Raw genomic sequence first — 23181 nt, 5'->3', positions numbered from 1 at the left:
CTTTGGATGAATGGTTTAAAAATACCCAAACGTATGACGACAGCGCTAGTCAATTCACTGACAGCCGGTGTGGTTCCGCGTATCGGACTAGAACATATAGCCGTTGGCCGCCGGCCAGAGATTGAAGCGATATTGAGAGATATGGATAATATTGCGGAGGGTGGAGCTGCTTTTAAGCTGATTACCGGCAAATTCGGTAGCGGCAAAAGCTTTCTTTTGCAGATGATCCGTAATTATGCGATGGATCGGGATTTTGTAGTAGCCGATGCGGATCTATCCCCTGAACGAAGATTAGTGGGAACGAAAGGACAAGGTCTTGCTACATATCGAGAGCTGATGAGTCATTTGTCTACCCGGACACGTCCAGATGGAGGCGCTCTGGAGATTATTTTGCAAAAATGGATCATTACGCTTCAGCAGTCTGTGATGCAAGAGAATGAATATGGCCCTGATCACCCCCAGCTTGGAGACGAAGTTGAGAAACGAATCTATGCTGTAGCCTCCGAAATGCGCGGTTTGGTACATGGATTTGATTTTGCCAAAGTGCTGGCTACTTATTGGAATGCACATAAACTCGCTGACGATGAATTGAAGCAGGATTCCCTTCGCTGGCTAAGAGGTGAATTCGCTACTCGAACGGAAGCACGAAAAGCACTTGGTGTGGGCGTGATTATTGATGATGATAATTGGTATGATTATATGAAACTGTGGTCGGAATTCACTTCTGCTATCGGTTATAAGGGACTGCTGCTATTCATTGACGAAGGCGTCAACCTCTACAAAATCACGAACAGTATCTCACGTCAGAGTAACTATGAAAAGCTGCTTACGATGTTCAACGATACGATGCAGGGCAAGGCAGAAAGCCTAGGAATTTTTATAGGGGGGACTCCGCAATTTGTGGAGGATGGACGGCGTGGATTATTTAGTTATGAAGCGCTGCGTTCAAGATTAGTTGCAGGAAGATACGGCGCAGCAGGTCTGAACAATTATACTGGGCCTATTATTGCACTGGACATGCTCTCACATGAAGAAATTTTGATCCTTTTGCAAAAGCTTAGAGATATTCATGCCCTTCATTATGGTTACGAAGCACGGTTAACACAGGAACAATTGGTTCATTTTATGGAAGAAGCTGTGGGCAGATTAGGGGCAGACGAGCTCCTGACACCGCGTGAAGTGGTGCGTGATTTCATGGATCTACTTCACACCTTACACCAGCATCCGGAGATCTCTTTCGAGAAGTTAGTGGGCGAACGAACCTCTAAACCTGCTGATACTGAACAAAATGAGTTAGATGGATTCCTCGCGGAGTTTGAATTATGAGTGATAATCCGTTTTATAGGCTGGCTCCCTTTATTAAAGAGTTTATCTATAAGAACCGTTGGGAAACTTTGCGTGAGGCGCAGGTGGATGCCTGTCGTGTGCTGTTTGATACGCCGCATCACTTACTGATTGCTTCGGGTACAGCTTCAGGTAAGACAGAGGCGGCTTTTTTTCCAGCGCTTACTGAGCTGTATGAACGTCCTTCCGGTTCGGTTGGTATTCTGTATATCGCTCCTCTGAAAGCATTGATTAACGATCAATTTACACGGCTGAACGATTTGCTCCGTGAAGGCAATATTCCGGTGTGGCACTGGCATGGGGATGTTCCGCAAGCCGATAAGACGAAACTGGTGCAGAATCCTTCCGGCGTGCTACAGATTACCCCTGAATCGCTTGAAGGACTATTGATGAACCGTCCGAATGCTATCCCGGCGCTGTTCCATGATCTCCGTTATATTGTCATTGACGAGGTGCATGCCTTTATGGGTGCTGATCGGGGGATTCAGGTTCTGAGTCAGCTGGCGAGAATCTCACGAATGGCGGGATGTCATCCGCGTAGAATCGGTCTATCGGCTACGCTTAGTGACTATGCTTCGGTGACGGAGTGGCTGGCGGCAGGTACGCGGGAGAGCGTAGAGGTGTCCGCTCCACAGGGCGGGCGTAAGCTCCGTTTAAGTGTGGAGCATTTCTCTTTCCCGGATGCACGGGATGAAGTGCAGGCGGAGCATTTAGAACGCGCGAAGCAGTCTTATTACGATTTCATTTATGATCATACGCATCTTAAGAAAGCGTTGATCTTCACGAATAGCCGCTCGGATGCGGAGACGGCAACCCTTGAGCTGCGGAGAACGGCCGGGAAGCGTGGGGAACGGGATGTTTTTCACGTTCACCATGGCAGCATCTCCGCGATGCTCCGCGAAGAGACGGAAGCCGCGCTGCGGCAAGGCTCCGGTCCTGCAGTTGCGGCAGCGACATTGACGCTGGAGCTGGGCATTGATCTAGGAGAGCTGGAGCGGGTGCTCCAGGTCGGCGCTCCTTATAGCTGCGCAAGCTTTGTGCAGCGACTCGGCCGCTCGGGCAGGCGTGGTGACGCCGCATCCGAGATGATCTTTGTCACGCCCGAGGAAGAGGATGAGGAAGCACAGCTTCCGGCACGGATGCCTTGGACGCTGCTTCGAGCGATAGCGGTTATTGAGCTATATGTGCGCGAGAAGTGGGTTGAACCACTGGTGGTGCGCCAGCTGCCAGTCGGGCTGTTATACCATCAGACGATGAGCATATTGAAGAGTATGGGGGAGGCGGAGCCGGAGGATTTAAAGGAGGCTGTACTAAGCTTACCTTCCTTCAATAGCATTGATCCTGCCGACTACGATACCTTCATGATTTATATGCTGGGTATGGGACAAATCGAGAAGATGGATGAAGGCAGCTTGATTATTGGGATGGCGGGGGAGAAGATCGTGAATAACTTCCGCTTCTACGCAGTCTTCAAAGACGATGAAGAGCATGTTGTCTATAACGGGACTGAAGAGATCGGTTCGATCACAACAGTACCACCACCAGGTTACTGTTTTACTCTGGCAGGGAAGCTCTGGAAGGTAGAAGAGGTCGATAATCGCCATAAAGCTGTTTATGTAAAAACCTCACGCGGTAAAGTGGATACGTTGTGGCTTGGAGCGGGCGGGGATGTGCATACACGAATTATGACCAAAATACGTGAAGTGTTAGGCGCAACATCCTTGTATCCGTATCTTGCACCGAGTGCGGCTGCGCGGCTTGAACGAGCTCGTCGTTTAGCGAAGGAAAGTGGAATGCTTGAACGTTCCGTTATGCCGGCAGGTGGAGATTCGATGTTTATCTTACCGTGGGCGGGTAGTCGGCAATTCCGCACACTAGAGCGCCTTCTTAGGAACAATTTGAAGAGCTCACAGGGACTTCGATCTATCGTGCCGATGGAACCTTATTATATGGTGGTTGCAGGCAAAACAGATGCAGAAACGCTGGAAGCGGAGATCATCGCTGAGAGTATGGCTGCCGCTGATCCTTTAACATTGTTATCTCCAGATGAAGCACCCTACCTCGGAAAGTATGACGAGTTCATCCCGCATGAGCTGTTGCGCAAAGCTTTTTCTTTAGATGGATTAGATGTTCCGGGGTTGCTTGAAGTGCTAAAACAATGGCGGCAACCACAGTAACTATTTTAAATATTTTTAATCGAGACGCCCGCTTATGCGGGCGTCTCTTTATGTTCGGACGCACAGCAACGTGTATCTCCTTGCGCCGATATAGACTTTCCTCCTATTCCATAAGTTGTATAAAAACAGGGCAGGCAGAGAATAGTATCTAGAAGATTCCTATTAAAGGATGATAACGATGTGGTCTAAAATAGTCTCTTATATTCCAGATTGGACAGTTTTTATGCAGGCAGCCATCACGCTGCTCTTTCCCATAGGGTTATATTACCTTTACAAGCATTTGTATTTTTATGTTGGAAGCGGACGTTCCAAGGAGTCAGGAGCTGACTCTCAGGAGGAACATAAGAAGGCAGACAATGAGGGAGTAAAACAGCAGCAGGGTGCGTCTACAGTGTTTACGCAAGATTATGATGCCGACCTAGCGGCGATAAGAACGGCCTTGGGGGGGAATAGTGATGTGCATTTTCGTGAATTTTCAGTCAAAGGTATTCAGGCACGTGCCGCATTGGTCTATGTGGAGGGCATGCAGGATGAAGAGCTAATCAATCAACAGGTGTTGCAAAATCTGATGTTTGCCGGTGAAATGCAAGCTTCGGAAGGAATATACACCTATATGAAACAGACTATGCTCCCGCTGGCCCAGCTTAGTGATGCTAGAGATTTGGACCATCTGCAGGAGTCTGTCCTGTTTGGATACACTGCACTGATTGTCGAAGGCATGCGTGAGATGCTTCTGGTGGGCTTTCCACATGGAGCAGTGCGCGCAATAACTGAGCCAACCTCGGAAGCTTTACTGCGGGGACCCCGGATTGGCTTTACCGAAGTGCTCAGTGAGAATACCTCTATGCTACGGCGCCAAGGTCTTAATATGAATCTGGAAATGAAAATGGTTGAAGTGGGTAGCGAAATCAAGAAGAGTCTAGTTATCGCTTATATGAAAAACATTGTAAATCCTGATCTGCTACAGGAAGTGAATGAACGGATCTCCAAAATTGATATGGATTTCATTCTGGAATCTGGCTATGTGGAGCAGTTAATCGAGGATGATTATTTAAGTCCGTTTCAGCAAACACAGAATACGGAAAGACCCGATCGAGTGATTGCCTCTTTATTAGAGGGGAGAATTGCAATTTTGCTGGACGGCACACCGTTTGCACTCATTGTTCCAGTGACGTTCAGTATGCTTTTACAGTCTCCCGAGGATTACTATGAGCGCTGGTTTCCAGGTACCCTTTTAAGGGTGTTACGGTTTTGCGCATCATTTCTGGCTCTGTTAGCCCCTGCGCTTTATATTTCCTTTATCTCCTTTCATCCGGGACTAATTCCTACTCAGCTGGCCATTTCCATAATTGAAGCACGCCAAGGTGTACCCTTTCCTGCTTTAATTGAAGTACTGATTCTGGAGATTTCCATTGAAATCTTACGTGAAGCTGGAATTCGTCTGCCGAAGCCCATAGGTCCGGCAATGGGAATTGTCGGAGGTCTGATCATTGGAGATGCCGCGGTACAGGCCGGTATTGTAAGTCCATTTCTAGTAATTGTCGTTGCAGTGACAGCGATCTCTTCGTTTTCCATACCGATGTACAGTGCCGGCATTACCCTCCGGATCTTACGATTCGCAGGCATGTTATTTGCAGCGGTCCTGGGCATGTACGGAACCATCCTGTTCTTCCTGCTGATTTGCAGTCATCTGACTCGCCTTTCAAGCTTCGGGGTGCCTTACATCACACCTATCTCGCCCTTTCGGGTAAGTGACTGGAAGGATTTATTTATCCGTGCACCCTTATCCATTATGAAGCGAAGACCGGAGATGCTGAAGACCCAGAAGAAAAATCGCAAATCCTAGAGAATGTATTCTTGCAGGAGCAGGGGGGAGACTACAGTGTTCAAACGTACGGATGACAAGATCACAACCTCGCAAGCTGCCATAGTATTGACCAATTCAATGCTGGGTGCCGGAATTTTGACCTTGCCAAGAGATCTTGTCAAGGCTGTACAGACTCCTGATGCCTGGGTTTCTGTGGTGCTGGGTGGTATTGTCGTGTTTATAGTGATAATGGTTATGGTGAAGCTTAGCCAGCAATTTCCAGGTAAAACTGTCTTTCAGTATTCTAAAAAAATTGTTGGAAATCTTCCAGGTGGTGTACTGAGTTCTTTGTTGATTCTGTACTTTATTGTGATTGCGGGCTTCGAAATCCGAGTACTGGCGGAAGTAACGTTGTTCTTTCTTCTGGAAGGGACTCCAATTTGGGCGATTGTGATGCCGTTCATCTGGGTAGGCACCTATTTGGTGTATGGGGGGATTAATTCCATTGCCCGTGTGTTTCAAATTGTGTTTCCGATCAGTATCTTTATTCTGATTATTTGTTTTATCTTAAGCTCCAGAATATTTGATATTCATCATTTACGCCCTTTTATGAGTGAAGGCCTGATGCCGGTCATTCGGGGGATGAAGTCGGGCATCCTGATCTTTACTGGATGTGAGGTTGTTATGATCATGACGGCCTTTATGGAGCATCCGCAGGAAGCGGTTAAAGGGATGATGGTCGGATTCTGTATCCCGTTGGTACTGTATTTGGTAACTGTTGTGATGGTTATTGGAGGTCTGTCCATCAATTCTGTAATCACCAGTACCTGGCCTACGATAGATTTGGTACGAAGCTTGGAAATTTCAGGATTCTTTTTTGAACGATTTGAATTTCCTTTGTTAGTCATATGGCTGATGCAGATGTTCTGCAATTTTTGCAGTTTTTTCTTTAATGCGTCACTTGGAATTTCGCAAGTGTTTAATCTGAAGATCCATCCGGTTATGTTCGCCTTAATGCCTGTAATTTTCATCTGCACGATGATTCCTCAACGCATCAACGATGTCTTCAGTCTTGGTGAATCGATTGGCTATATGGGTGTGCTGATTTTTATGTTGTTGCCACTGTTATTGTCGATCGTATTACTGATCAGGAAGAAAGGACTCAAGCAGAATGTTTAGACAGAGGGTAATACACTTACTAATAATATTCATGATTCTGCTTACGCAGCCTGGTTGTTGGAGCAGTAAAGAGATTGAAGACCTGAGTGTTATTACGGGATTGGCGCTTGATAAGGGGGAACCTAGAACGCTCGAACGGGAATTTGAGGAGCGTGGAGGGAGCTACCCAAAGCATAATAAACTTACGGCAACCGTACAAATTGTGCCTGAAAGAACAATCGGGAACTCCGGTAAAGAAGGCGAAAAAACCAAAACCCATTTTTACAATATTTCAGAAACAGGGGATTCTCTGCTTGAAATATTCCGTCAGTTTTCCATTCGCAAGAACCGTCCGATTATAGGCCATCACCTTAAGGTTATCGTCATATCAGAGGATCTAGTGCAAAAGGCGAAGATCAGACAGTTAATGGATTTTGTACTCCGAGATAACGATATCCGTCCCAGTTGTCTCATATTTCTTAGCCAGGGGCTCGCGTCCGATTCGCTTATGACGACTGAGGAGGAGATTCCTTCCTTCCGGCTGGTGGAGATGGTCCGTAACAATTTCAGAACCAGTAAAGTTATGAAGGGCATAACGCTATCGAATCTAGATGCGCTTATGTACTCCAAGCAAAGCTTTGTGTTGCAGAACGTTATAGAGGCACATGGTGAGATCAAATTTTCCGGAGCCGGTATAATCAAGGGAGATACAGGACATTGGATCGGAAATCTCGACCAAAATGACGTGGAGAGTATTGCCTGGATCAAGGGGGATATAAGAGGAGGGAGTCTCAAAGCATATGATCAGTCGAACGAGTCGATTACTTATGAGATTAAATCCGTTAAGAGTAAGATTACGCTGAAAGAGACCGATGATAAGAAGATATCATTTCATGTTGCAATTGAGTCCACTGGACGCCTAATTGAGAATTGGGATGTTGATGCGCATTCCTCGGAAGTTGATTATTTCAAAGAACTAGAGAAGATATTCGAAGAAAAATTAACCCAACAAATCAATGCTCTTATCAACAAAATGCAATCCACTTACAAAGTGGATGTAGCAGGATTCGGAGATTGGTTTAGCATTGAAAGGCCTCATGTCTGGAAACAGATTAAGGATCATTGGGACGAGGAATTTACTCGGATTCCAGTGACCTTTGATCTAAAGCTTAAGATTACCGATTTTGGTACAACATCTGATTGAACGAATTTCCAGACAGAATATCGAAAATTATTTTTAATCGAAGCACCCCAATTAGCGGGTGTTTCGTTATGTTCGGACATATATTGTATTTTTCTAGAAAAAACAAACCATATATCTTAAATTTGACACCTTGTTGAAAGCGCTTAACAGTACAATAATAAGCCTATAACGAAAATAGGGGGCGTCAAACAATGGTCAGCAAAAAAATGAAGGCAACTTCAGCAATTGCGTTATCAGCAGCTTTGGTTTTAAGTATGGCAGCGTGTGGAAATTCAAACAACAACGAGAGTAAAGGCGCTACAGAGTCGAAAGGGAATACAGCTACGAATGCTCCAGATGCCGGAACTACAAAAACCGAAAGCGGTAAGAAGGTCACGATTACTTTTCAAAATATCTACCCGGATCCAGCAACACCTTCTTATAAGATGCTTCATGAATTAGTTGACCAATATGAAAAAGAAAACCCTAACATTCACATCGAACTGGATACTTTAAATACGGACCAGCAAAAGGTCAAATTGAAAACACAAGCCGCTTCCAAAGAAATTCCTGATATTACGATTGTTAACCCGGCTGCACAAATGAAACCTTTCGTTGATGCTAAGCTGTTTGCTCCTCTGAATGACATGCTGGATCAAAATGGACTGAAAGACACTTATCAATCCGGTCTACTTGATTACTACAGCTTCGATGGTAATGTTTATGCGCTGCCAGATGGTAATAACATCGAGGTAGTCTACTATAATAAAGAACTCTTCGAGCAAGCGGGCATCGCAGACACTCCTAAAACATTCGATGAATTACTCCAAGATGTAAAAACCTTGAAAGCAAAAGGCATTACGCCAATCGCGATCGGTGAAAAAGATTCCTGGACGGGTTCATTCTTGTTCATGAATATCCTGCTTCGCACCAATGGAGGACCTGGTTTCCTTCAAGACGTACTTGATGGCAAAAAAACATTTGAAGATCCTGCTTTCGTAGAAGCTGTAGATCGTTTCCAAGACCTCGTGCAAGCAGGTGCATTCCCAGATGGAGCAACTTCCATCGATGCTAATGCAGGTGGTAATATCTTCAAATCCGGTAAAGCTGCTATGTGGGTTATCGGTTCATGGGAAACAGGTGCAATTGACGCTTCCTCAGTCGCTGGTAAAGCAGGAGCCTTCCAATTCCCAAGCGTTAATGGTAAAGGGGATCCAAATGAATTCATGCTCGCACCAGGTAGCGCCTTTGCGATTTCTGCGAACAGTGAGCATTTACAAGAAACGAAAGATTTCTTGAATTTCTTTACACTGAATCTTCCTAAAAAACAATTTGAACTTAAAAATGCTGTAGGGATTGGTCAAAAAGTAGATGGAGACCTGAAAGGCGCAGGATATTCTGATCTGGCGATCAACATTTCAGGATTGTTCAATCAGGTTAAAGGTGGCGACTTGGCCTTTGACAACACCATGAACCCAGCTACGGCACAAGTCCATCTAAGCAGTATCCAAAATCTTTTTGTTCAAAAAGTGGATTCCGCTCAAGTAGCTAAAGAACATCAAACCGCATTTGAAGCTAATAAATAAGAAGGTTTTGAAAACGCGATGCGAGGGTGCTTAAACGCTTCTTCGCATCGTGTTTACATTCTAGGGGGCGGAAATAATGAAGGTACTAAAGGTTCCAGCGCGCACAATCGCCGTCTTCGTGTTACCTTGCCTGCTTTTGTATGTGTGCTTGGTGTTTGCTCCTATCCTAGTATCCTTTTATACAGGATTGCTGCAATGGGACGGAATTACGACTACGAAAACATTTGCTGGACTTGCTAATTTCAAAGAGATGTTTTTTCATGATCCAGTGTTTTGGCCATCTGTAAAGAGAACGTTACTCTATGCTGTGGCTTCCATGGTGGAAATTCCATTTTGTTTGTTGATGGCTATCCTTCTAAATCGGTACGTGAGAAAAGGAAACACTTTAGTTTCTATTTACTTTACGCCGGTTATTTTGTCGGTGGTTATCATTGGTCAGCTCTGGAAAACGATCTATGACCCTGTCTCCATGGGCGGGATGTTGAATGGCGTCCTGATCTCTCTTGGGCTGGATAGCTGGACTCACAATTGGATCACAGAACCTAAAATTGCGATGTTTGCGCTTTATGCAGTATCTCTTTGGCAATATTTTGGCTACCATTTGCTGATTCAATATACCGGTGTTCAGAATATCCCGGATGAGCTGTATGAAGCGGCAAAGATTGATGGGGCTGACGGATTCAAAGCCGATCGATATATTACTTTTCCGCTGATTATTCCAATCTTTAAAATATCTATCGTACTCGCTTTTATAGGATCTTTGCAGGCTTTTGATCTCGTTATGGTCATGACAGCCGGTGGACCCGCTCATGCTACAGATGTTATTTCCACACATATGTACAACAGTTCTTTCTTATCCTTTAAATATGGATATGGTAGTGCTATCGCTTCGTTCTTGGTCATACTGTGCCTTGTGTTTACTGCTAGCATTAATACTATCTTTAATAAGCTTGAGAAAAAATTCAGTTAGCAAAGGAGTGCGCGATCATGCGGAATGTCAAGAAAGGACTCGTGTATCTTCTCTTTGCGATTCCTGTCGTTACCCAGCTATATCCTCTTCTATGGCTAATGCTCTATTCCTTGAAGACCAATGAAGAGATTTTGGGAGGAAGTTTTTTCTCATTTCCTAAAGTATTTCAGTGGCATAACTATAGCGAGGCTTATAAGTCAGGTAGCTATCTAAAGTATTTATCTAACAGTGTAGTGGTTACCGGTGTAACAATGATCTTTGTCATCCTGCTTAGCTCGATGGTAGCTTACGCGATCTCACGGTTCCGTTGGCGTTACGGCAACTTGGTCATGACGATCTTCTTAATGGGGATGATGATTCCCATGCAGGCTACCTTGCTTCCGCTGATGATCATTTTCAAAAATATGCATATTCTGAATACACACTTATCGCTCATATTGCCTTATGTTGCTTTTTCAACCCCTATAGCGGTGTTCATATTAAGTGGCTTTATGAAGAGCATTCCGCATGAAATCGAAGAATCAGCCTTTATTGATGGGGCGAGCGTATATCGGATCTTCCGCACGATCATTCTTCCTGTATCTGTACCACCGGTAATGACTGTGTGTATTCTAACGTTCATCAACATTTGGAATGAGTATATCTTAGCGGCCACCTTCATTTCCTCCGAGAAATTGAAGACCTTACCCTTTGGCGTGTACACATTCGTTAGTCAGTATTCTGTAAACTATGGGAATATCGGTGCATTTCTAGTGATGGGTGCGTTACCCGTCATTTTAATCTATTTCTTCTTATCCAATCAGATTACAAAAGGAATGGTGGCGGGCGCAGTAAAAGGATAAATCTATATTGCAAATTACAATAATGGAATTATAATGAAGAAGCAGCAGGACAGATGAGTTTGAGGAGGGAAGCCTTTTTGAGAAACAGCTTTCATTCCATCCACCATCGATTGTTTTTGCTGTTTCTTTTTTGCATGTCTAGCATTCTATTAATTGTGAGTCTGCTCTATTACAACCGGACAACCGTACAGTTTCATGAGAAAATAAGTGATTTGTCGCAGAAGAATGTCGCTCAGACAGCGGATCTATTCAGCTTACTGTACAAAGGGTATGATAGTCTCTCTAAATCACTCAGCAATAACTTTGAATTGATACGTTTGATTAATGAGACAAGCACAGAGCCCGCGGTAGCTTACATCAATGAACAGACGATTACCAATATTTTAGGAGCTATATTTTATTCTCGGGATGATCTCGTAGGTATTCATGTCATTACAGATAAAGGTAAGATCTATAATTACGGAAACTATATGAATGTGGTTGATCCCGAATATATGAAGGAAGATTGGTACCATCAGCTGCAAGCTTCCTCCGGTAAAATGGTCTGGCTCGGCGTCTATGAACATTCTCTTATCGATCAAGTGGAGGATAGTCCTGTGTTTGCCTTCGGCCGTCAGATTTACGATCTCAATGAACACAAACCGATTGGCATTGTTCTGTACGAGACGAATCCGAAGCCTGTTCTGGATGCGCTGGATAATGTGAAGCTGGGTGAGCATAGCCAGGTGTATTTAATGTCGCAGGATGGACGATTCGTATCCTCTGCCGAAGATCAGGAACCTGATTTAACTCAGCTCCCGTCTTTACAGAACTCCCAGAATGTTGTGGTCGAACAGACAGCCAATCGTCTGCTTGTCGCTTCTAAACTGTCCTTCTCTGGTTGGTGGGTGCTTAGTATCACACCTAATCGCGATTTAAATGTAGAGCTGGTAGAGATGAAACGTTATCTGTTCATTGTATTTTCGATTCTTGTTCTCGTCTCTACTTTGATAGCTTCTATTGTTTCACGAACGATTTCTTTGCCGCTTAAAAAGGTGATTCGAGAGATGAAGCAAGTGGAGATCGGTAATTTTCGGGGAATGGTGAATGTTTCATCTTATCAAGAGATTAATATTCTTGTTGCTTCGTTTAATCGGATGGTTCGCCGGATCGAAGAACTAATCGAGCGGGTAAAACTTTCTTCCGTCAGTGAGAAGAATGCTGAGCTTCATGCCTTACAATCTCAAGTGAACCCACATTTTCTATACAATACTCTGGATATGATTTATTGGATGCTGGATGAGGAAGGGAATGAGCAACTGGGTGAACTTGTTCTCTCGCTATCTTCGATGTTCCGGTACAGCAGTTATTGGGAAGTTGACGTAGAAGTCACGCTACGAGAAGAACTGGAACAAATCGGGCACTATCTAAATATTATTTCTATCCGGCTGGAAGGTCGTCTACGGATTGAGATAAATATAGATGAACGATGGCTTGAGGTTCGCCTTCCCAAGATGACTGTACAACCGGTCATTGAAAATGCTGTAAAACATGGCTTGGAATCGCTCGATCGTCAAGGTATTTTGAAGGTGAGTATACTTGAAGAAGCTGGATTGCTGAATATCGTCGTTCAAGATAATGGCAAAGGTATGGATGCAGAGAAGCTGAATGCGCTGGTGGAATCCTTGGATCGACCTACAACGAAAGAAAATGGAAAAATGGGGATCGGTCTTCAAAATCTGCATCGGCGGCTCCAGCATATGTTCGGAGAATCCTATGGTCTTGTGATTCGAAGCTTACCTGGAGAAGGAACCGTGGTTGCTATTATGCTGCCGATTCCGCAGGAAGGAGAGCATAGTCGTGAACATTCTCATAGCTGATGATGAACGGGTGATCCGAGAAGGCATTAAGCGCACTATAAGAAGTATCTATCCAGATTATTGTGTACATGTTGCTGCGTCGACAGAAGAAGCTGTCAAGATTATGGAGGAACAGTCCATCCATATCGTCTTAACAGATATTCTTATGCCCGGTATGAATGGTCTAGAGTTCATGAGGATTTCTAAGCGGCGGTATCCTTATGTCAAATGGGTGGTCATCTCTGCACACAGTGAGTTTGCCTACGCGCAGGAGGCAGTTCGTCTTGGAGCGAGAGATTATCTACTTAAGCCGATCGGTAAAAGCAAGCTACTTGAGATTATTAGTAACTTATCGCTAGAAATAGAGCAGGATCATAAGCTTATTAAAGATGAAGACCGATTAAGGTCAAGTCTGAAATATTTAAGAGAAGGTGTATTTCAAAGGCTCGCTTCTGGTTTTAATCTCGGTAATTTAGACATCAGCCAATTAATAGAAGACCATCAATGTTTCTATTTGATTTTGCTTCAAATGGAGGCGGGTGATAAAAACATTCGGATAGAACATTTTATTGTAGAAAATGTGTTAACTGAACTGATAGAGCGTGACGGGAGCGGTTTTGTGGTCAGCTATGACCGCCAGAGTCTTCTGGGATTAATCACCTTAAGAGAAGAAGCACGATTAGAATCTTTTCTGGAAGATGGGCGGACCTATTTGAAGCAATATTTAAAAACACCTTTCCAAATGATCCATTCCGGACTTAGCTACGATATAAATACTGTCCCTCAGATCGTAACGAGCTTAAGAGAGGCAGTGAATTCGCAAGTATTGGATTTAACGCCAGCGAAAGGTAGTGGCGAAAAAGCCATCGACATCGCATTGCAATATGTAAAAGAACACTATTTCGAAGACCTTACTTTGGAAAAGATTGCTTCCGTTGTATTTCTGAATCCGGTCTACTTCAGTCAATTATTTAAACAGAAGACGGGTCAAGGCTATAAAGAATACGTGACATCCTTACGATTGGAGCAAGCCAAGTTGCTGCTAGTGAACTCGAAGCTTAAGGTGGCAGAAATCGCCGAACGTATTGGATATCAGGACATGCGACATTTTACACAGATGTTCCGCAAGCGGTTCCTAGTAACTCCGACGGAGTATCGTCAGCAGCTTAACAATGGAACCTACTGAATTTTTGTTCATAGGAAAGGAAAAAGGATCTCTGCAGCCATTAGGGTGGCTATAGAGATCTTTTTTTGTGTGTAGATCAGTATGGGTAACTAGAAGCAGCGTATATAAAAATAACGAAAAATAAAATGATTATGGCGTAAAGTAGAGTGCCGACAATCCCGCATACCAGACCCGCAATAGCTAAGCCTCTTCCTTGCTCATACCGAATCCGTATTTCTTTAAGGGATAAGGCAGACAGAATAACCGCTACAATCCCTAACAAAAATCCGATATAAGGAACAATTATGGAAAGTACTCCTAAAACGAAACCAGCAATTGACTTGCCATTCAGCGGTGTTGGTGGGGGCGGGGGAGGATAATAGTTTTGATTCTCGTTCGGCCCATAACTCATTCAAATCACCTCCTATCAAGCGTGTTATTGGATGTAGTTAATCCAGTGTTCAAGCTGTACACAAGGAATGAGTCCAATAGATTCAGCTAGTCTGATGGAAGCTTGATTTGTTTCAAGCACATGATAGCGTGGAATAAACCCTCGTTCTAACGTTTCTTGTATGGCGGTTTGGACCACCTTTTTCGCATACCCGTTTCTTTGAGAGGATTCTAAAGTATGTACAGCGCCGATTTCCCAGATGGTTTCTTCATTACGGAACGCTAAGCAGGTACTGACCGGATTGTCGTCTAGGAAAATTGACACGGAAAAAGCCCCGTTTTGAAAATAGTCTTCTATTTCGTCTTTCGTGTAATGATTAGCGGCCCACAGCGGAATTAATCTGTCGTCAACCACATGACTGATAACAACATCTTCGTCCTTCGGAAAGATTTGTCCCTCAGCTGTACTGTATGAGTAGAACCCCCGGACTTTCTCCATTGAAAAATGTGATGATAATGCCTTTTTATAGTTCACGTCTTGCAGTTTAAAAACAATTTTTGCTTGCGGAGGCAACAATTGAAACAGAGCCGGAAATACATCTGGGCTGCTGTAATCCATAAATACGATGTAATCCGCTTGAGGATATACTCTATGATCATATGCGTACGCTGAAGCAGGAAGAAGCAATAAAACACCCCATTGATTTCCTTGCTCCACAAGATGAGACTCCATGACTTCATGGAATGAGGTTAGCATTTTTAATAAACTGACATTCTTTAACGGTTCTTTGCGCAATCTGGTCATAATTCGGTCATTCTGGTGCATGTTATTTACTCCCCGCTCAATATATTTCAATATAAATTGCACTTATGCAGATCATTATATTTAGGATAATTATTATATCGCAGAAATACGTCAGCTTGACAGTGACTGTTATAATGTATTAGGAAAATAAAGCTTGCTGTTTGATGCAGCATACGTAATCGGAGGCACAGAATTTCATGACACAATCTATCACACCCGCTGCAGTTCGTGTAGGAGGAGGCCTAACTAAGCAATTCATACTTATTTTAGCCATTGCATCAGGATTAAGCGTTGCAAATATGTATTACAATCAGCCCCTTTTGGCTGATATAGGACGAACATTCCATGCATCCTCTAACGCAGTAGGATATGTATCGATGCTTACTCAGATCGGTTATGCGCTTGGGATGTTATTCTTTGTTCCGTTGGGCGACATCCGTGAACGAAGAACACTAATATCCGGACTTCTTATTGCTGTATCACTATCACTTGTTGGTTTCGCTACAGCTCAGAACCTTATTTGGATGTATATCGCCAGTTTTGCTATTGGCATTACTACGGTCGTGCCGCAGGTCATCATTCCTCTCTCGGCGGAGCTCGCTTTGCCAGAAGAAAGAGGTAAGGTTATTGGAACCGTAATGAGCGGGCTATTTTTTGGTATTTTGCTGGCAAGAACAATATCCGGAATTATAGGAGATATGTTCGGCTGGAGAGCCATGTACTGGATTGCCGCAGCTATAATGCTATTGTTATCCCTTATCTTATACCAACTAATTCCAAAGACGAAACCAGAAAATAATTCATCCTATTCAGATCTACTGAAATCAATGGGGAATTTGATTCGCAGATATTCGACGCTTCGTGAAGCATCATTGATTGGTGCTTGTATGTTTGGTGGCTTCAGCGTGTTCTGGACTTCACTGGCTTTCTTTCTAGAAGGTGAACCTTACCACTATAGTAGCTCTATCACAGGCTTGTTTGGGTTGATCGGTGTAGCAGGTGCTGCGGGCGCTCCATTTATCGGGAGGTTAGCTGATAGGATCGCACCGAAAAAGATAGTAGGTATACTACTATTGCTGACATTGATTGCTTATGGATTCTTCGGTTTAGCTGGATTTACAATTTGGAGCCTGATTGCCGGTGTTATTATCTTGGATCTTGGAGTACAAGGGTCACAGGTTAGTAACCAAACACGAATCTATGCACTTGAGCCGGCGGCGCGCAGCCGAATAAATACGGTGTTTATGGTTAGCACTTTTACAGGTGGAGCTATTGGATCAACACTTGGAAGCTTTGCATGGCAGCATTGGGGCTGGAATGGCGTCTGTCTGATGGGTGGAATGCTAATTGTGGCCGCTATATGCATATGGATAGTCTATAGAGGAATTGAGAAGAAGACATTCAACGCAGGAGGTGCATGAGCATCGCTCAGAAGACGAAAGTCGTAGAAGTTGTCCCTTATGATCCAGAGTGGAAGGTAGAATTCGATAGAATAAAAGAACAGTTGTTATCTTATGTTGGCGACCTCATTATTACGATAGAGCATGTGGGGAGTACTTCCATTGAAGGACTCGCTGCTAAACCCATCATAGATCTTGATCTTGTAATGGATAGCTACGATGTACTCCCACAAATCATAGAACGTTTACAACAGCATGGTTATGAACATCAAGGGAACTTGGGAATCGAGGGCAGGGAAGCCTTCAAAAGACGTCAAGCGGACGAATTCATGAAATATCATCTGTATGTATGCCCTAAGGATGGAAAAGGGTATTTGGAGCATATCGCTTTTAGAGACTATCTCCGTTCAAATGCGGAAGCACGTCAAGCATATGCAGAAGTCAAACAGCATTTGGCGGAACAACATCGCTACGATATGGATGCTTACTGTGAAGGAAAGACAGCGTTTGTCACCTCGATTTTATCAAAAGCCATGAAATAACCCATAAGCAATCATATGCCAGATCGAAGATGGCTTCGATATTCACTGGGGGACATACCGCTCCACTTACGGAACTGCTTGGAGAAATATAACGCATCATTGAAACCGACGGAAGAGGATACCTGGTCGATGGTGAGCGTTCCTCCAAGCAGTTCCTTTGCTTTATCCATGCGAACCTTTAACAAATATTGCTTGGGTGACATTCCGATCTTTTGCTTAAAGGCCTTAGAGAGGTGTGCCCTATGATAACCAAGAGAGGATGCCATGTGGTCGATACTGATCTGTTGATGAAATTGGAGAGAGATCCAGCGGATCGCTTGATTGATCTGGCGGTCGATAACATCCGGTAATTGTGCGGATTTAGGGGTGAGCGAACTTATGTTCGCAAGACCGAATTTGTGCACCAGAAGGCGCAGCCACCCAGAAGCCTCCAAACTTTCCAACCTTGGATAAGCAGACTGCTGAAAGGAAAAACGAATATGCTCATACAAGTTATGTATCTCTACAAGGTTATCTAAGTGTATTAACGGCTTGTCCGGTGTAATCCCCACTTCTTTAAATAGCTGTTGAACGGCTTCCCCTTGCAAGGCCACCCATACATAAGTCCAAGGCTGTTCCATGTCTGCCTGATAGCTGAATAATACCCCTGGGAAAATAACAAAGGTATCTCCTGTACCACATACCTGTGAGTTACTTCCACTCTGAAATATGCCTTTTCCATCTATTACGGTATGTATAAGGTAGTAATCGTGAACGGATGGCCCCATTTTATGTCCAGGAACCGGTTTGCCTTCACCGCTGAACAATACAGTCAGGTCGGGTTCATCTGGAGCAAGATTAAGCCCTGCTGAGAAATGATAATGCTCTGAAGCCATTTGCTTCTGACCTCCTATACATGATTTGAATTACAATTAGATTATAGGACATATCACTAAAATGCAACAAACATCCATATATGAATTGTATTTCTCCATACTCATTGAGACCGCTCTCATTTATAGTGAATAGTGAAGAGAGAGACGGATATCCTCTGACATTCTAGTGTTTATAAGGGGAATTCATTGAGGTTTTCTGAGTGGCTAGCGATGTCGAGACCGTAGAACTCACTACTTAAGGAGGAATATTTCATATGTCCAAAATTACATTTATCGGAGCGGGTAGTACTGTATTTGCAAAGAATGTTTTAGGAGATTGCATGAGAACTCCAGCCCTTCAAGGCTTTGAGCTTGCCCTATATGATATTGATCTTCAGCGCCTGAAAGATTCCGAGAATATGCTGAGTAATATAAAAGCAAGTAGTGGCAGTACTTGTATCGTGAAATCCTATACGGATCGTAAGGAAGCTTTGCGCGGAGCTAAATATGTGATTAATGCGATTCAGGTCGGGGGTTACGATCCTTGTACCATTACAGACTTTGAAATTCCGAAGAAATATGGCTTGCGTCAAACGATTGCGGACACGGTTGGTATCGGTGGTGTTTTCCGCAACTTACGCACGATTCCTGTCATGCTTGATTTTGCGGCAGATGTGAGAGAGGTTTGTCCAGATGCTCTGTTCATGAATTATACGAATCCAATGGCAGTATTGACCAATGTGATGAACACTTATGGTGGTGTGAATACCGTTGGATTATGTCATAGCGTACAGCATTGTATTCCAGGCTTATTCGAGCATCTGGGAATGGATCAGACGGGTGTACAGGCTAAGATTGCAGGGATTAACCATATGGCTTGGCTACTCGAGGTTACGAAGGACGGAGAGGACTTATATCCGGAAATCAAACGCCGTGCTGCCGATAAGCAGAAAGAACATCACGGGGATATGGTTCGTTATGAAATGATGCTTAAATTTGGTTATTATATTACGGAGTCTTCAGAACATAACGCAGAGTATCATCCTTATTTTATCAAGCGTAATTATCCTGAGCTCATCGAACGGTTTCAAATTCCACTCGACGAGTACCCACGCCGCTGTGTAGAACAAATTGAACGGTGGCAGCAAATGCGTGAAGAATTAGTAAATAATAAAGAGCTTGTACATGAACGTTCGCATGAATATGCGTCCTACATTATGGAAGCCATCGAAACGAATGTACCTTTCAAAATTGGTGGTAATGTTATGAATACAGGTCTTATCACCAATCTTCCGAAAGAAGCATGTGTAGAAGTTCCATGCCTTGTAGACCGCAGTGGCGTTACTCCAACCTTCGTGGGAGATCTGCCTCCGCAGTGTGCCGCACTGAATCGTACGAACATTAATACACAATTGTTAACAATCGAAGCAGCGATTACTCATAAGAGAGAGCATATTTATCACGCAGCTATGCTCGATCCGCACACTGCCGCCGAACTGTCGATGGATGACATTACGAATATGTGTGATGAGCTGATCACGACCCATGGAGACTGGTTGCCCGCGTATAAATAAAATTTCATATTGTTACAATTTTATAATTCTAAAGCCTGAGAAATCAGGCTTTTTTTGCTTATCTGTCTAGGACAACTGGGGTCCTACGGAATACAAATATATGGACACCTAAATGCGGAGGTGAAGCATGATGATCATTGAGAACTATACCTTAGCATCGTCCACATCCCATGCCACCCCTTATTATGTGATCAGAGGTGGGCTCCCTGGTCCTGTGTTTATGGTGGTGTCCGGCATACACGGGAATGAAACGGGAAGCATACGTGCTGCTCAAAACCTCGTGTATCGCTTAAGACAAGGAGAACTATATATTTACCGAGGTACACTTATTATTGTTCCTCTTATGAATCAAAGAGCTTATCGCAAACGAATTCGTGGCGTGCCGGATTTGAACCGAACGTTCCCACGTACTCGGAATGGATCTGCTAAACATCCGTTATCCATAGCCTTGCTTCAATTAGTACGGCTTTATCGTCCCACCTGGTACCTTGATCTCCATGAAGCGAACGGTTTATCTCAAAGAAATCCGAAACGACTCGGTCAGTCTATTATCATTAAACCGGGGAGTCAAGGTACAGTTACGGCAAGACGTATCTTAAAAGACATTAATCGTACAATCGCTAATACTTCTTATCATTTTAATATCCGTTTACGAGAGCGCCCCGGCTCGTCACGTGCAGCCGTCTCCCGTATCATAGGAGCGAAGGCATTTACTGTGGAAACCTGCTGGAGTCTTGACCGTGACCTTCGTATTCGCTATCAGATGGACATTGTTAGTCGCTTTTTAAGAAGTGCTGGATTGATGTGATGATGATTATATATGCTGAATGCCAAGCAAGCTGACCCTGAGTTCATAGGAATCGGCTTGTTTTGTGTGGATTTGAAAGATCATTGACAACAATGAGTATAGTGTATATATTACATATATACATTGAATACACATAAACTAGGAGTGAGGGCACGAGTTCATGAACATATTGATATCCAACACTTCCGGTGAACCCATCTATGCACAGATTGTAAGTCAGATCCGCCAGATGATCCTACAAGGAGAGTTAGTCTCAGGTACGCCTTTACCTTCTATTCGACTGTTAGCCAAAGAGCTGCAGATTAGCGTAATTACAACAAAACGAGCTTACGAAGAACTGGAGAGAGAAGGCCTTATTAATTCCATTGTGGGAAAAGGCTCCTTTGTTTCTGGTGCAGATCAGGAGTTTATTCGTGAGCAACGGCTACGGATCATGGAGAACAAGATGAAGGAAATTATTGACGAGAGTAAAATGTTAGGGATTGATTTTGCTGAGTTCAGTGAGATGTTGAAATTGCTGTATGAGGAGGAGACAGAATGAACGATGTCATTCAATTGAATCAAATATCTAAAAAATATGGCCATTTTAGCCTATGCGAACTTACGTTCGGTATCAAGGAAGGGTATATAACGGGGTTAATAGGACCCAATGGGGCAGGGAAAACAACTTTAATTAAAATGATGATGGGTATGGTACAACCCGACCAAGGAAGTATCGAGATTTTTGGCAAAGAAACGTCCATAAAGAATGCAAAGTACAAAGAGCGAATTGGGTATGTTTCCGATGAGAACTACTTTTATGATCAATTAACCATCGATCAGATGAGCAAGATGATTGCTCCCTTTTATAGTCAGTGGGATAAAGAGACTTATAGGAAATACATAGAGATGTTTAAGCTTTCCCCGCGGAAAAAGATTAAAGAACTCTCTAAAGGGATGAAAATGAAGTATTCGCTCGCCATTGCTTTATCACACGGTGCAGATCTGCTCATCATGGACGAACCTACTGCAGGTCTTGATCCCATATTCCGAAGAGAACTGCTTGATCTGCTTAGTGAGCATATCCAGGATGAGAAGAAATCTATTCTTTTTTCCACACATAACACGACTGATTTGGACCGGATAGCAGATTATATTGTTTTTGTGAATGAGGGGCGGCTAGTTTTTAATGAGATGAAAGAATCTCTACCTAATAAATATATGCTGGTAAAAGGCAACAAGGAGTTGCTTGATCGGGATGTGCGAAAATGGTTCATCGGGCTTAGAGAGACGGAAGTTGGTTTCGAGGGTCTTCTGAACAATCGCTCTGAGGGCGAACGATTCTTTAGAGATCATGCCATATGCGAGACACCTACTCTGGAAGAAATTATGTATTTTACGGTAAAGGGAAACGCTTTGTATGTTTAATCTCTTGCTGTTGATTCGTAAAGACATTATTCTCCTGCGGAATTTTATTCCTTTATTTCTCTTGAGTATTTTGTTTGTTGCATATGTACAATTGGATAGCTCCAGTATGTTTGCTACCTTTCAATCTTTACTATTGCTCGTATACTCCTGTTCGATGGATGCACAGAATAACAACACAAAGTTTGTTATAGGACTGCCAGTAAGTCGGCAAGAGATTGTCTTGGCTAAATACTTATCACTGATTCCTTATAGTTTCATTGGTTTGGTTTGCTCTTTTGCTTTGTTTCTAATTTCCTTTTCATTTGGATATTCCATTAGCCCGGTGTATTGGATAGGGGTATCTTTAACGTTACTTATGATTCCTGTGACTGCGTCTATTTATCTGCCGATTCATTATTGGCTAGGATACAAAAACTATTACTTCAATATCTTTTTTAATGTAGTTATAACGATAACCACCATAAATGCTGGATCTTCACTCACCAATTCATTAATTTTCTCAAAAATAACCCATTTAAAGCTGCAAGATCATCTGGTGCAGACAGGTTTGATAGGGATCGTTTATCTATTCATCTTGTACTTCTCATATAAGATTTCACTACGATTGTTTAGCAGGGAAGAGTTATAAGCTAAGGAGGACTTATAGTGTATCATTCATTTTATCTTATTCAAAAAGACTTCATTCTTTTGCGTAAATTTCTGATGCTGCTCATCCCTTTCTTTATTTTTATAGCTTACTCGAACTATCATAGCTTCAGTTTATTTACGGTAATGCCACCCATGCTGTTGTTGATAAGCTCCTGTTCTATGGATACTCAGCAGATGACGCAACGGTTTCTAGTTAATCTCCCTGTGCGGAGACAAGAGCTTGTCCGTGCCAAATACTTCTCAATCCTACCGTATGCGCTTGTTGGGCTGGCAGCAACTGCTTTTACCTATCTCTTGATTATTATGACAGGTAAAGAGGTAACCTCTCATTTTTGGCAAGAGGTTGGTATTGTGATATCTATATTCCCACTCCTCGCTATGCTTTATTTACCGATTCATTACTGGTTAGGGGCTAAAGGAACGCAAGTGGTTAATCTCGTTTTTATGATGATTATAATGGTTGGTCCGAATGTGATTGGTAGTTTGCTTCAATGGTTTCCTAACCTAGAGAACTGGCAGAGCTTTGGCGTGAAGTCTAGCTTTATTCCTTATATCATACTAGGACTCGCTTACGTGTTTTTACTCAGCTGTTCTTATCTCATTTCTTTGCGGATTTTTGAGAAGAAGGATCTCTGATGTTAATAATTTGAGATTTAGATTGAATTCATATACCATTATCACTA

21 protein-coding genes are annotated in these 23181 nt (G+C 43.2%); 18 read left to right on the top strand and 3 right to left on the bottom strand.

What is annotated here, in order from left to right:
- The first annotated feature begins 6 nt into the window (after nucleotides 1-6).
- The 10 genes from MKX60_RS21485 to MKX60_RS21440 all read left to right on the top strand — a co-directional run bounded on the left by MKX60_RS21485 (nucleotide 7) and on the right by MKX60_RS21440 (nucleotide 14091).
- Nucleotides 7-1326: an ATP-binding protein gene (locus MKX60_RS21485; protein ID WP_341060931.1), complete on the top strand. Its 1320-nt coding sequence runs from the start codon at nucleotides 7-9 to the stop codon at nucleotides 1324-1326.
- Nucleotides 1323-3521: a DEAD/DEAH box helicase gene (locus MKX60_RS21480; RefSeq protein ID WP_341060930.1), complete on the top strand. Its 2199-nt coding sequence runs from the start codon at nucleotides 1323-1325 to the stop codon at nucleotides 3519-3521. Before MKX60_RS21485 ends, MKX60_RS21480 begins: the two co-directional genes overlap by 4 nt.
- Nucleotides 3522-3699: 178 nt before the next feature.
- Complete coding sequence (locus tag MKX60_RS21475; protein ID WP_076283627.1) at nucleotides 3700-5367, top strand: spore germination protein; 1668 nt, start codon at nucleotides 3700-3702, stop codon at nucleotides 5365-5367.
- 36 nt (nucleotides 5368-5403) lie between these two features.
- Nucleotides 5404-6507 carry a GerAB/ArcD/ProY family transporter gene (locus MKX60_RS21470; protein WP_076283628.1) on the top strand — a complete coding sequence of 368 codons (1104 nt, stop codon included), beginning with the start codon at nucleotides 5404-5406 and terminating at the stop codon, nucleotides 6505-6507.
- A complete protein-coding gene (locus MKX60_RS21465) occupies nucleotides 6500-7690 on the top strand; it encodes a Ger(x)C family spore germination protein (protein ID WP_076298695.1) in 1191 nt (396 codons plus the stop codon). The genes MKX60_RS21470 and MKX60_RS21465 overlap by 8 nt, the downstream gene beginning before the upstream one ends.
- A gap of 191 nt (nucleotides 7691-7881) precedes the next feature.
- On the top strand, nucleotides 7882-9255 hold the full coding sequence (locus MKX60_RS21460; RefSeq protein WP_341060929.1) for an extracellular solute-binding protein: 1374 nt from the start codon (nucleotides 7882-7884) through the stop codon (nucleotides 9253-9255).
- 76 nt (nucleotides 9256-9331) lie between these two features.
- Nucleotides 9332-10225 (top strand): carbohydrate ABC transporter permease, encoded by an 894-nt coding sequence (locus MKX60_RS21455; protein ID WP_042188566.1) that lies wholly within the window; start codon nucleotides 9332-9334, stop codon nucleotides 10223-10225.
- Between the two features lie 17 nt (nucleotides 10226-10242).
- Nucleotides 10243-11067, top strand: coding sequence for a carbohydrate ABC transporter permease (locus MKX60_RS21450; protein WP_042188564.1), 825 nt, complete (start codon nucleotides 10243-10245; stop codon nucleotides 11065-11067).
- Nucleotides 11068-11144: 77 nt separating this feature from the next.
- The gene (locus tag MKX60_RS21445; protein WP_341060928.1) at nucleotides 11145-12926 is read left to right on the top strand and encodes a cache domain-containing sensor histidine kinase; all 1782 of its coding nucleotides are present in this window, start codon (nucleotides 11145-11147) and stop codon (nucleotides 12924-12926) included.
- Nucleotides 12907-14091, top strand: coding sequence for a response regulator (locus tag MKX60_RS21440; protein WP_076283632.1), 1185 nt, complete (start codon nucleotides 12907-12909; stop codon nucleotides 14089-14091). Before MKX60_RS21445 ends, MKX60_RS21440 begins: the two co-directional genes overlap by 20 nt.
- A gap of 76 nt (nucleotides 14092-14167) precedes the next feature.
- Here MKX60_RS21440 and MKX60_RS21435 read toward each other — a convergent pair whose 3' ends face one another.
- Nucleotides 14168-14482 (bottom strand): DUF4190 domain-containing protein, encoded by a 315-nt coding sequence (locus MKX60_RS21435; RefSeq protein WP_341060926.1) that lies wholly within the window; start codon nucleotides 14480-14482, stop codon nucleotides 14168-14170.
- Nucleotides 14483-14506: 24 nt separating this feature from the next.
- The gene (locus MKX60_RS21430; RefSeq protein WP_341060925.1) at nucleotides 14507-15286 is read right to left on the bottom strand and encodes a GNAT family N-acetyltransferase; all 780 of its coding nucleotides are present in this window, start codon (nucleotides 15284-15286) and stop codon (nucleotides 14507-14509) included.
- A 176-nt stretch (nucleotides 15287-15462) separates the two neighbouring features.
- Between MKX60_RS21430 and MKX60_RS21425 the strand changes: the two genes are divergently transcribed.
- Nucleotides 15463-16686: an MFS transporter gene (locus tag MKX60_RS21425; RefSeq protein ID WP_076283635.1), complete on the top strand. Its 1224-nt coding sequence runs from the start codon at nucleotides 15463-15465 to the stop codon at nucleotides 16684-16686.
- Nucleotides 16683-17207 carry a GrpB family protein gene (locus tag MKX60_RS21420; RefSeq protein ID WP_076283636.1) on the top strand — a complete coding sequence of 175 codons (525 nt, stop codon included), beginning with the start codon at nucleotides 16683-16685 and terminating at the stop codon, nucleotides 17205-17207. The genes MKX60_RS21425 and MKX60_RS21420 overlap by 4 nt, the downstream gene beginning before the upstream one ends.
- Nucleotides 17208-17218: 11 nt before the next feature.
- Here MKX60_RS21420 and MKX60_RS21415 read toward each other — a convergent pair whose 3' ends face one another.
- Entirely contained in the window at nucleotides 17219-18082 is an 864-nt protein-coding gene (locus tag MKX60_RS21415; protein WP_076283637.1) for an AraC family transcriptional regulator, read from the bottom strand.
- A gap of 254 nt (nucleotides 18083-18336) precedes the next feature.
- On the opposite strand from MKX60_RS21415, the gene MKX60_RS21410 reads away from it, so the two are divergent.
- From MKX60_RS21410 to MKX60_RS21385, 6 genes are all read left to right on the top strand, one after another.
- On the top strand, nucleotides 18337-19635 hold the full coding sequence (locus MKX60_RS21410; RefSeq protein ID WP_341060923.1) for an alpha-glucosidase/alpha-galactosidase: 1299 nt from the start codon (nucleotides 18337-18339) through the stop codon (nucleotides 19633-19635).
- A gap of 130 nt (nucleotides 19636-19765) precedes the next feature.
- The gene (locus tag MKX60_RS21405) at nucleotides 19766-20443 is read left to right on the top strand and encodes a succinylglutamate desuccinylase/aspartoacylase domain-containing protein (protein WP_341055675.1); all 678 of its coding nucleotides are present in this window, start codon (nucleotides 19766-19768) and stop codon (nucleotides 20441-20443) included.
- A 160-nt stretch (nucleotides 20444-20603) separates the two neighbouring features.
- The gene (locus MKX60_RS21400) at nucleotides 20604-20984 is read left to right on the top strand and encodes a GntR family transcriptional regulator (protein WP_042188506.1); all 381 of its coding nucleotides are present in this window, start codon (nucleotides 20604-20606) and stop codon (nucleotides 20982-20984) included.
- Complete coding sequence (locus MKX60_RS21395) at nucleotides 20981-21850, top strand: ABC transporter ATP-binding protein (RefSeq protein WP_341060921.1); 870 nt, start codon at nucleotides 20981-20983, stop codon at nucleotides 21848-21850. Before MKX60_RS21400 ends, MKX60_RS21395 begins: the two co-directional genes overlap by 4 nt.
- Nucleotides 21843-22478: an ABC-2 transporter permease gene (locus MKX60_RS21390; protein ID WP_341060920.1), complete on the top strand. Its 636-nt coding sequence runs from the start codon at nucleotides 21843-21845 to the stop codon at nucleotides 22476-22478. The genes MKX60_RS21395 and MKX60_RS21390 overlap by 8 nt, the downstream gene beginning before the upstream one ends.
- Nucleotides 22479-22495: 17 nt before the next feature.
- The gene (locus MKX60_RS21385) at nucleotides 22496-23134 is read left to right on the top strand and encodes an ABC-2 transporter permease (RefSeq protein ID WP_341060918.1); all 639 of its coding nucleotides are present in this window, start codon (nucleotides 22496-22498) and stop codon (nucleotides 23132-23134) included.
- Nucleotides 23135-23181 lie beyond the last annotated feature (47 nt).

The sequence above is a fragment of the Paenibacillus sp. FSL R5-0914 genome (genome assembly GCF_038004525.1).
Lineage (GTDB): Bacteria > Bacillota > Bacilli > Paenibacillales > Paenibacillaceae > Paenibacillus_AQ.
Note: the sequence above shows the minus strand (reverse complement) of the source record. Positions and strands in the feature narration are given on the sequence as shown.

Bases quoted from the DNA above. Each gene is read 5' to 3' on its own strand.
- MKX60_RS21485 (WP_341060931.1), top strand. From the start codon at position 7: ATGAATGGTTTAAAAATACCCAAACGTATGACGACAGCGCTAGTCAAT.
- MKX60_RS21480 (WP_341060930.1), top strand. From the start codon at position 1,323: ATGAGTGATAATCCGTTTTATAGGCTGGCTCCCTTTATTAAAGAGTTT.
- MKX60_RS21475 (WP_076283627.1), top strand. From the start codon at position 3,700: ATGTGGTCTAAAATAGTCTCTTATATTCCAGATTGGACAGTTTTTATG.
- MKX60_RS21465 (WP_076298695.1), top strand. From the start codon at position 6,500: ATGTTTAGACAGAGGGTAATACACTTACTAATAATATTCATGATTCTG.
- MKX60_RS21460 (WP_341060929.1), top strand. From the start codon at position 7,882: ATGGTCAGCAAAAAAATGAAGGCAACTTCAGCAATTGCGTTATCAGCA.
- MKX60_RS21455 (WP_042188566.1), top strand. From the start codon at position 9,332: ATGAAGGTACTAAAGGTTCCAGCGCGCACAATCGCCGTCTTCGTGTTA.
- MKX60_RS21450 (WP_042188564.1), top strand. From the start codon at position 10,243: ATGCGGAATGTCAAGAAAGGACTCGTGTATCTTCTCTTTGCGATTCCT.
- MKX60_RS21435 (WP_341060926.1), bottom strand. From the start codon at position 14,482: ATGAGTTATGGGCCGAACGAGAATCAAAACTATTATCCTCCCCCGCCC.
- MKX60_RS21430 (WP_341060925.1), bottom strand. From the start codon at position 15,286: ATGCACCAGAATGACCGAATTATGACCAGATTGCGCAAAGAACCGTTA.
- MKX60_RS21425 (WP_076283635.1), top strand. From the start codon at position 15,463: ATGACACAATCTATCACACCCGCTGCAGTTCGTGTAGGAGGAGGCCTA.
- MKX60_RS21420 (WP_076283636.1), top strand. From the start codon at position 16,683: ATGAGCATCGCTCAGAAGACGAAAGTCGTAGAAGTTGTCCCTTATGAT.
- MKX60_RS21415 (WP_076283637.1), bottom strand. From the start codon at position 18,082: ATGGCTTCAGAGCATTATCATTTCTCAGCAGGGCTTAATCTTGCTCCA.
- MKX60_RS21410 (WP_341060923.1), top strand. From the start codon at position 18,337: ATGTCCAAAATTACATTTATCGGAGCGGGTAGTACTGTATTTGCAAAG.
- MKX60_RS21405 (WP_341055675.1), top strand. From the start codon at position 19,766: ATGATCATTGAGAACTATACCTTAGCATCGTCCACATCCCATGCCACC.
- MKX60_RS21400 (WP_042188506.1), top strand. From the start codon at position 20,604: ATGAACATATTGATATCCAACACTTCCGGTGAACCCATCTATGCACAG.
- MKX60_RS21395 (WP_341060921.1), top strand. From the start codon at position 20,981: ATGAACGATGTCATTCAATTGAATCAAATATCTAAAAAATATGGCCAT.
- MKX60_RS21390 (WP_341060920.1), top strand. From the start codon at position 21,843: ATGTTTAATCTCTTGCTGTTGATTCGTAAAGACATTATTCTCCTGCGG.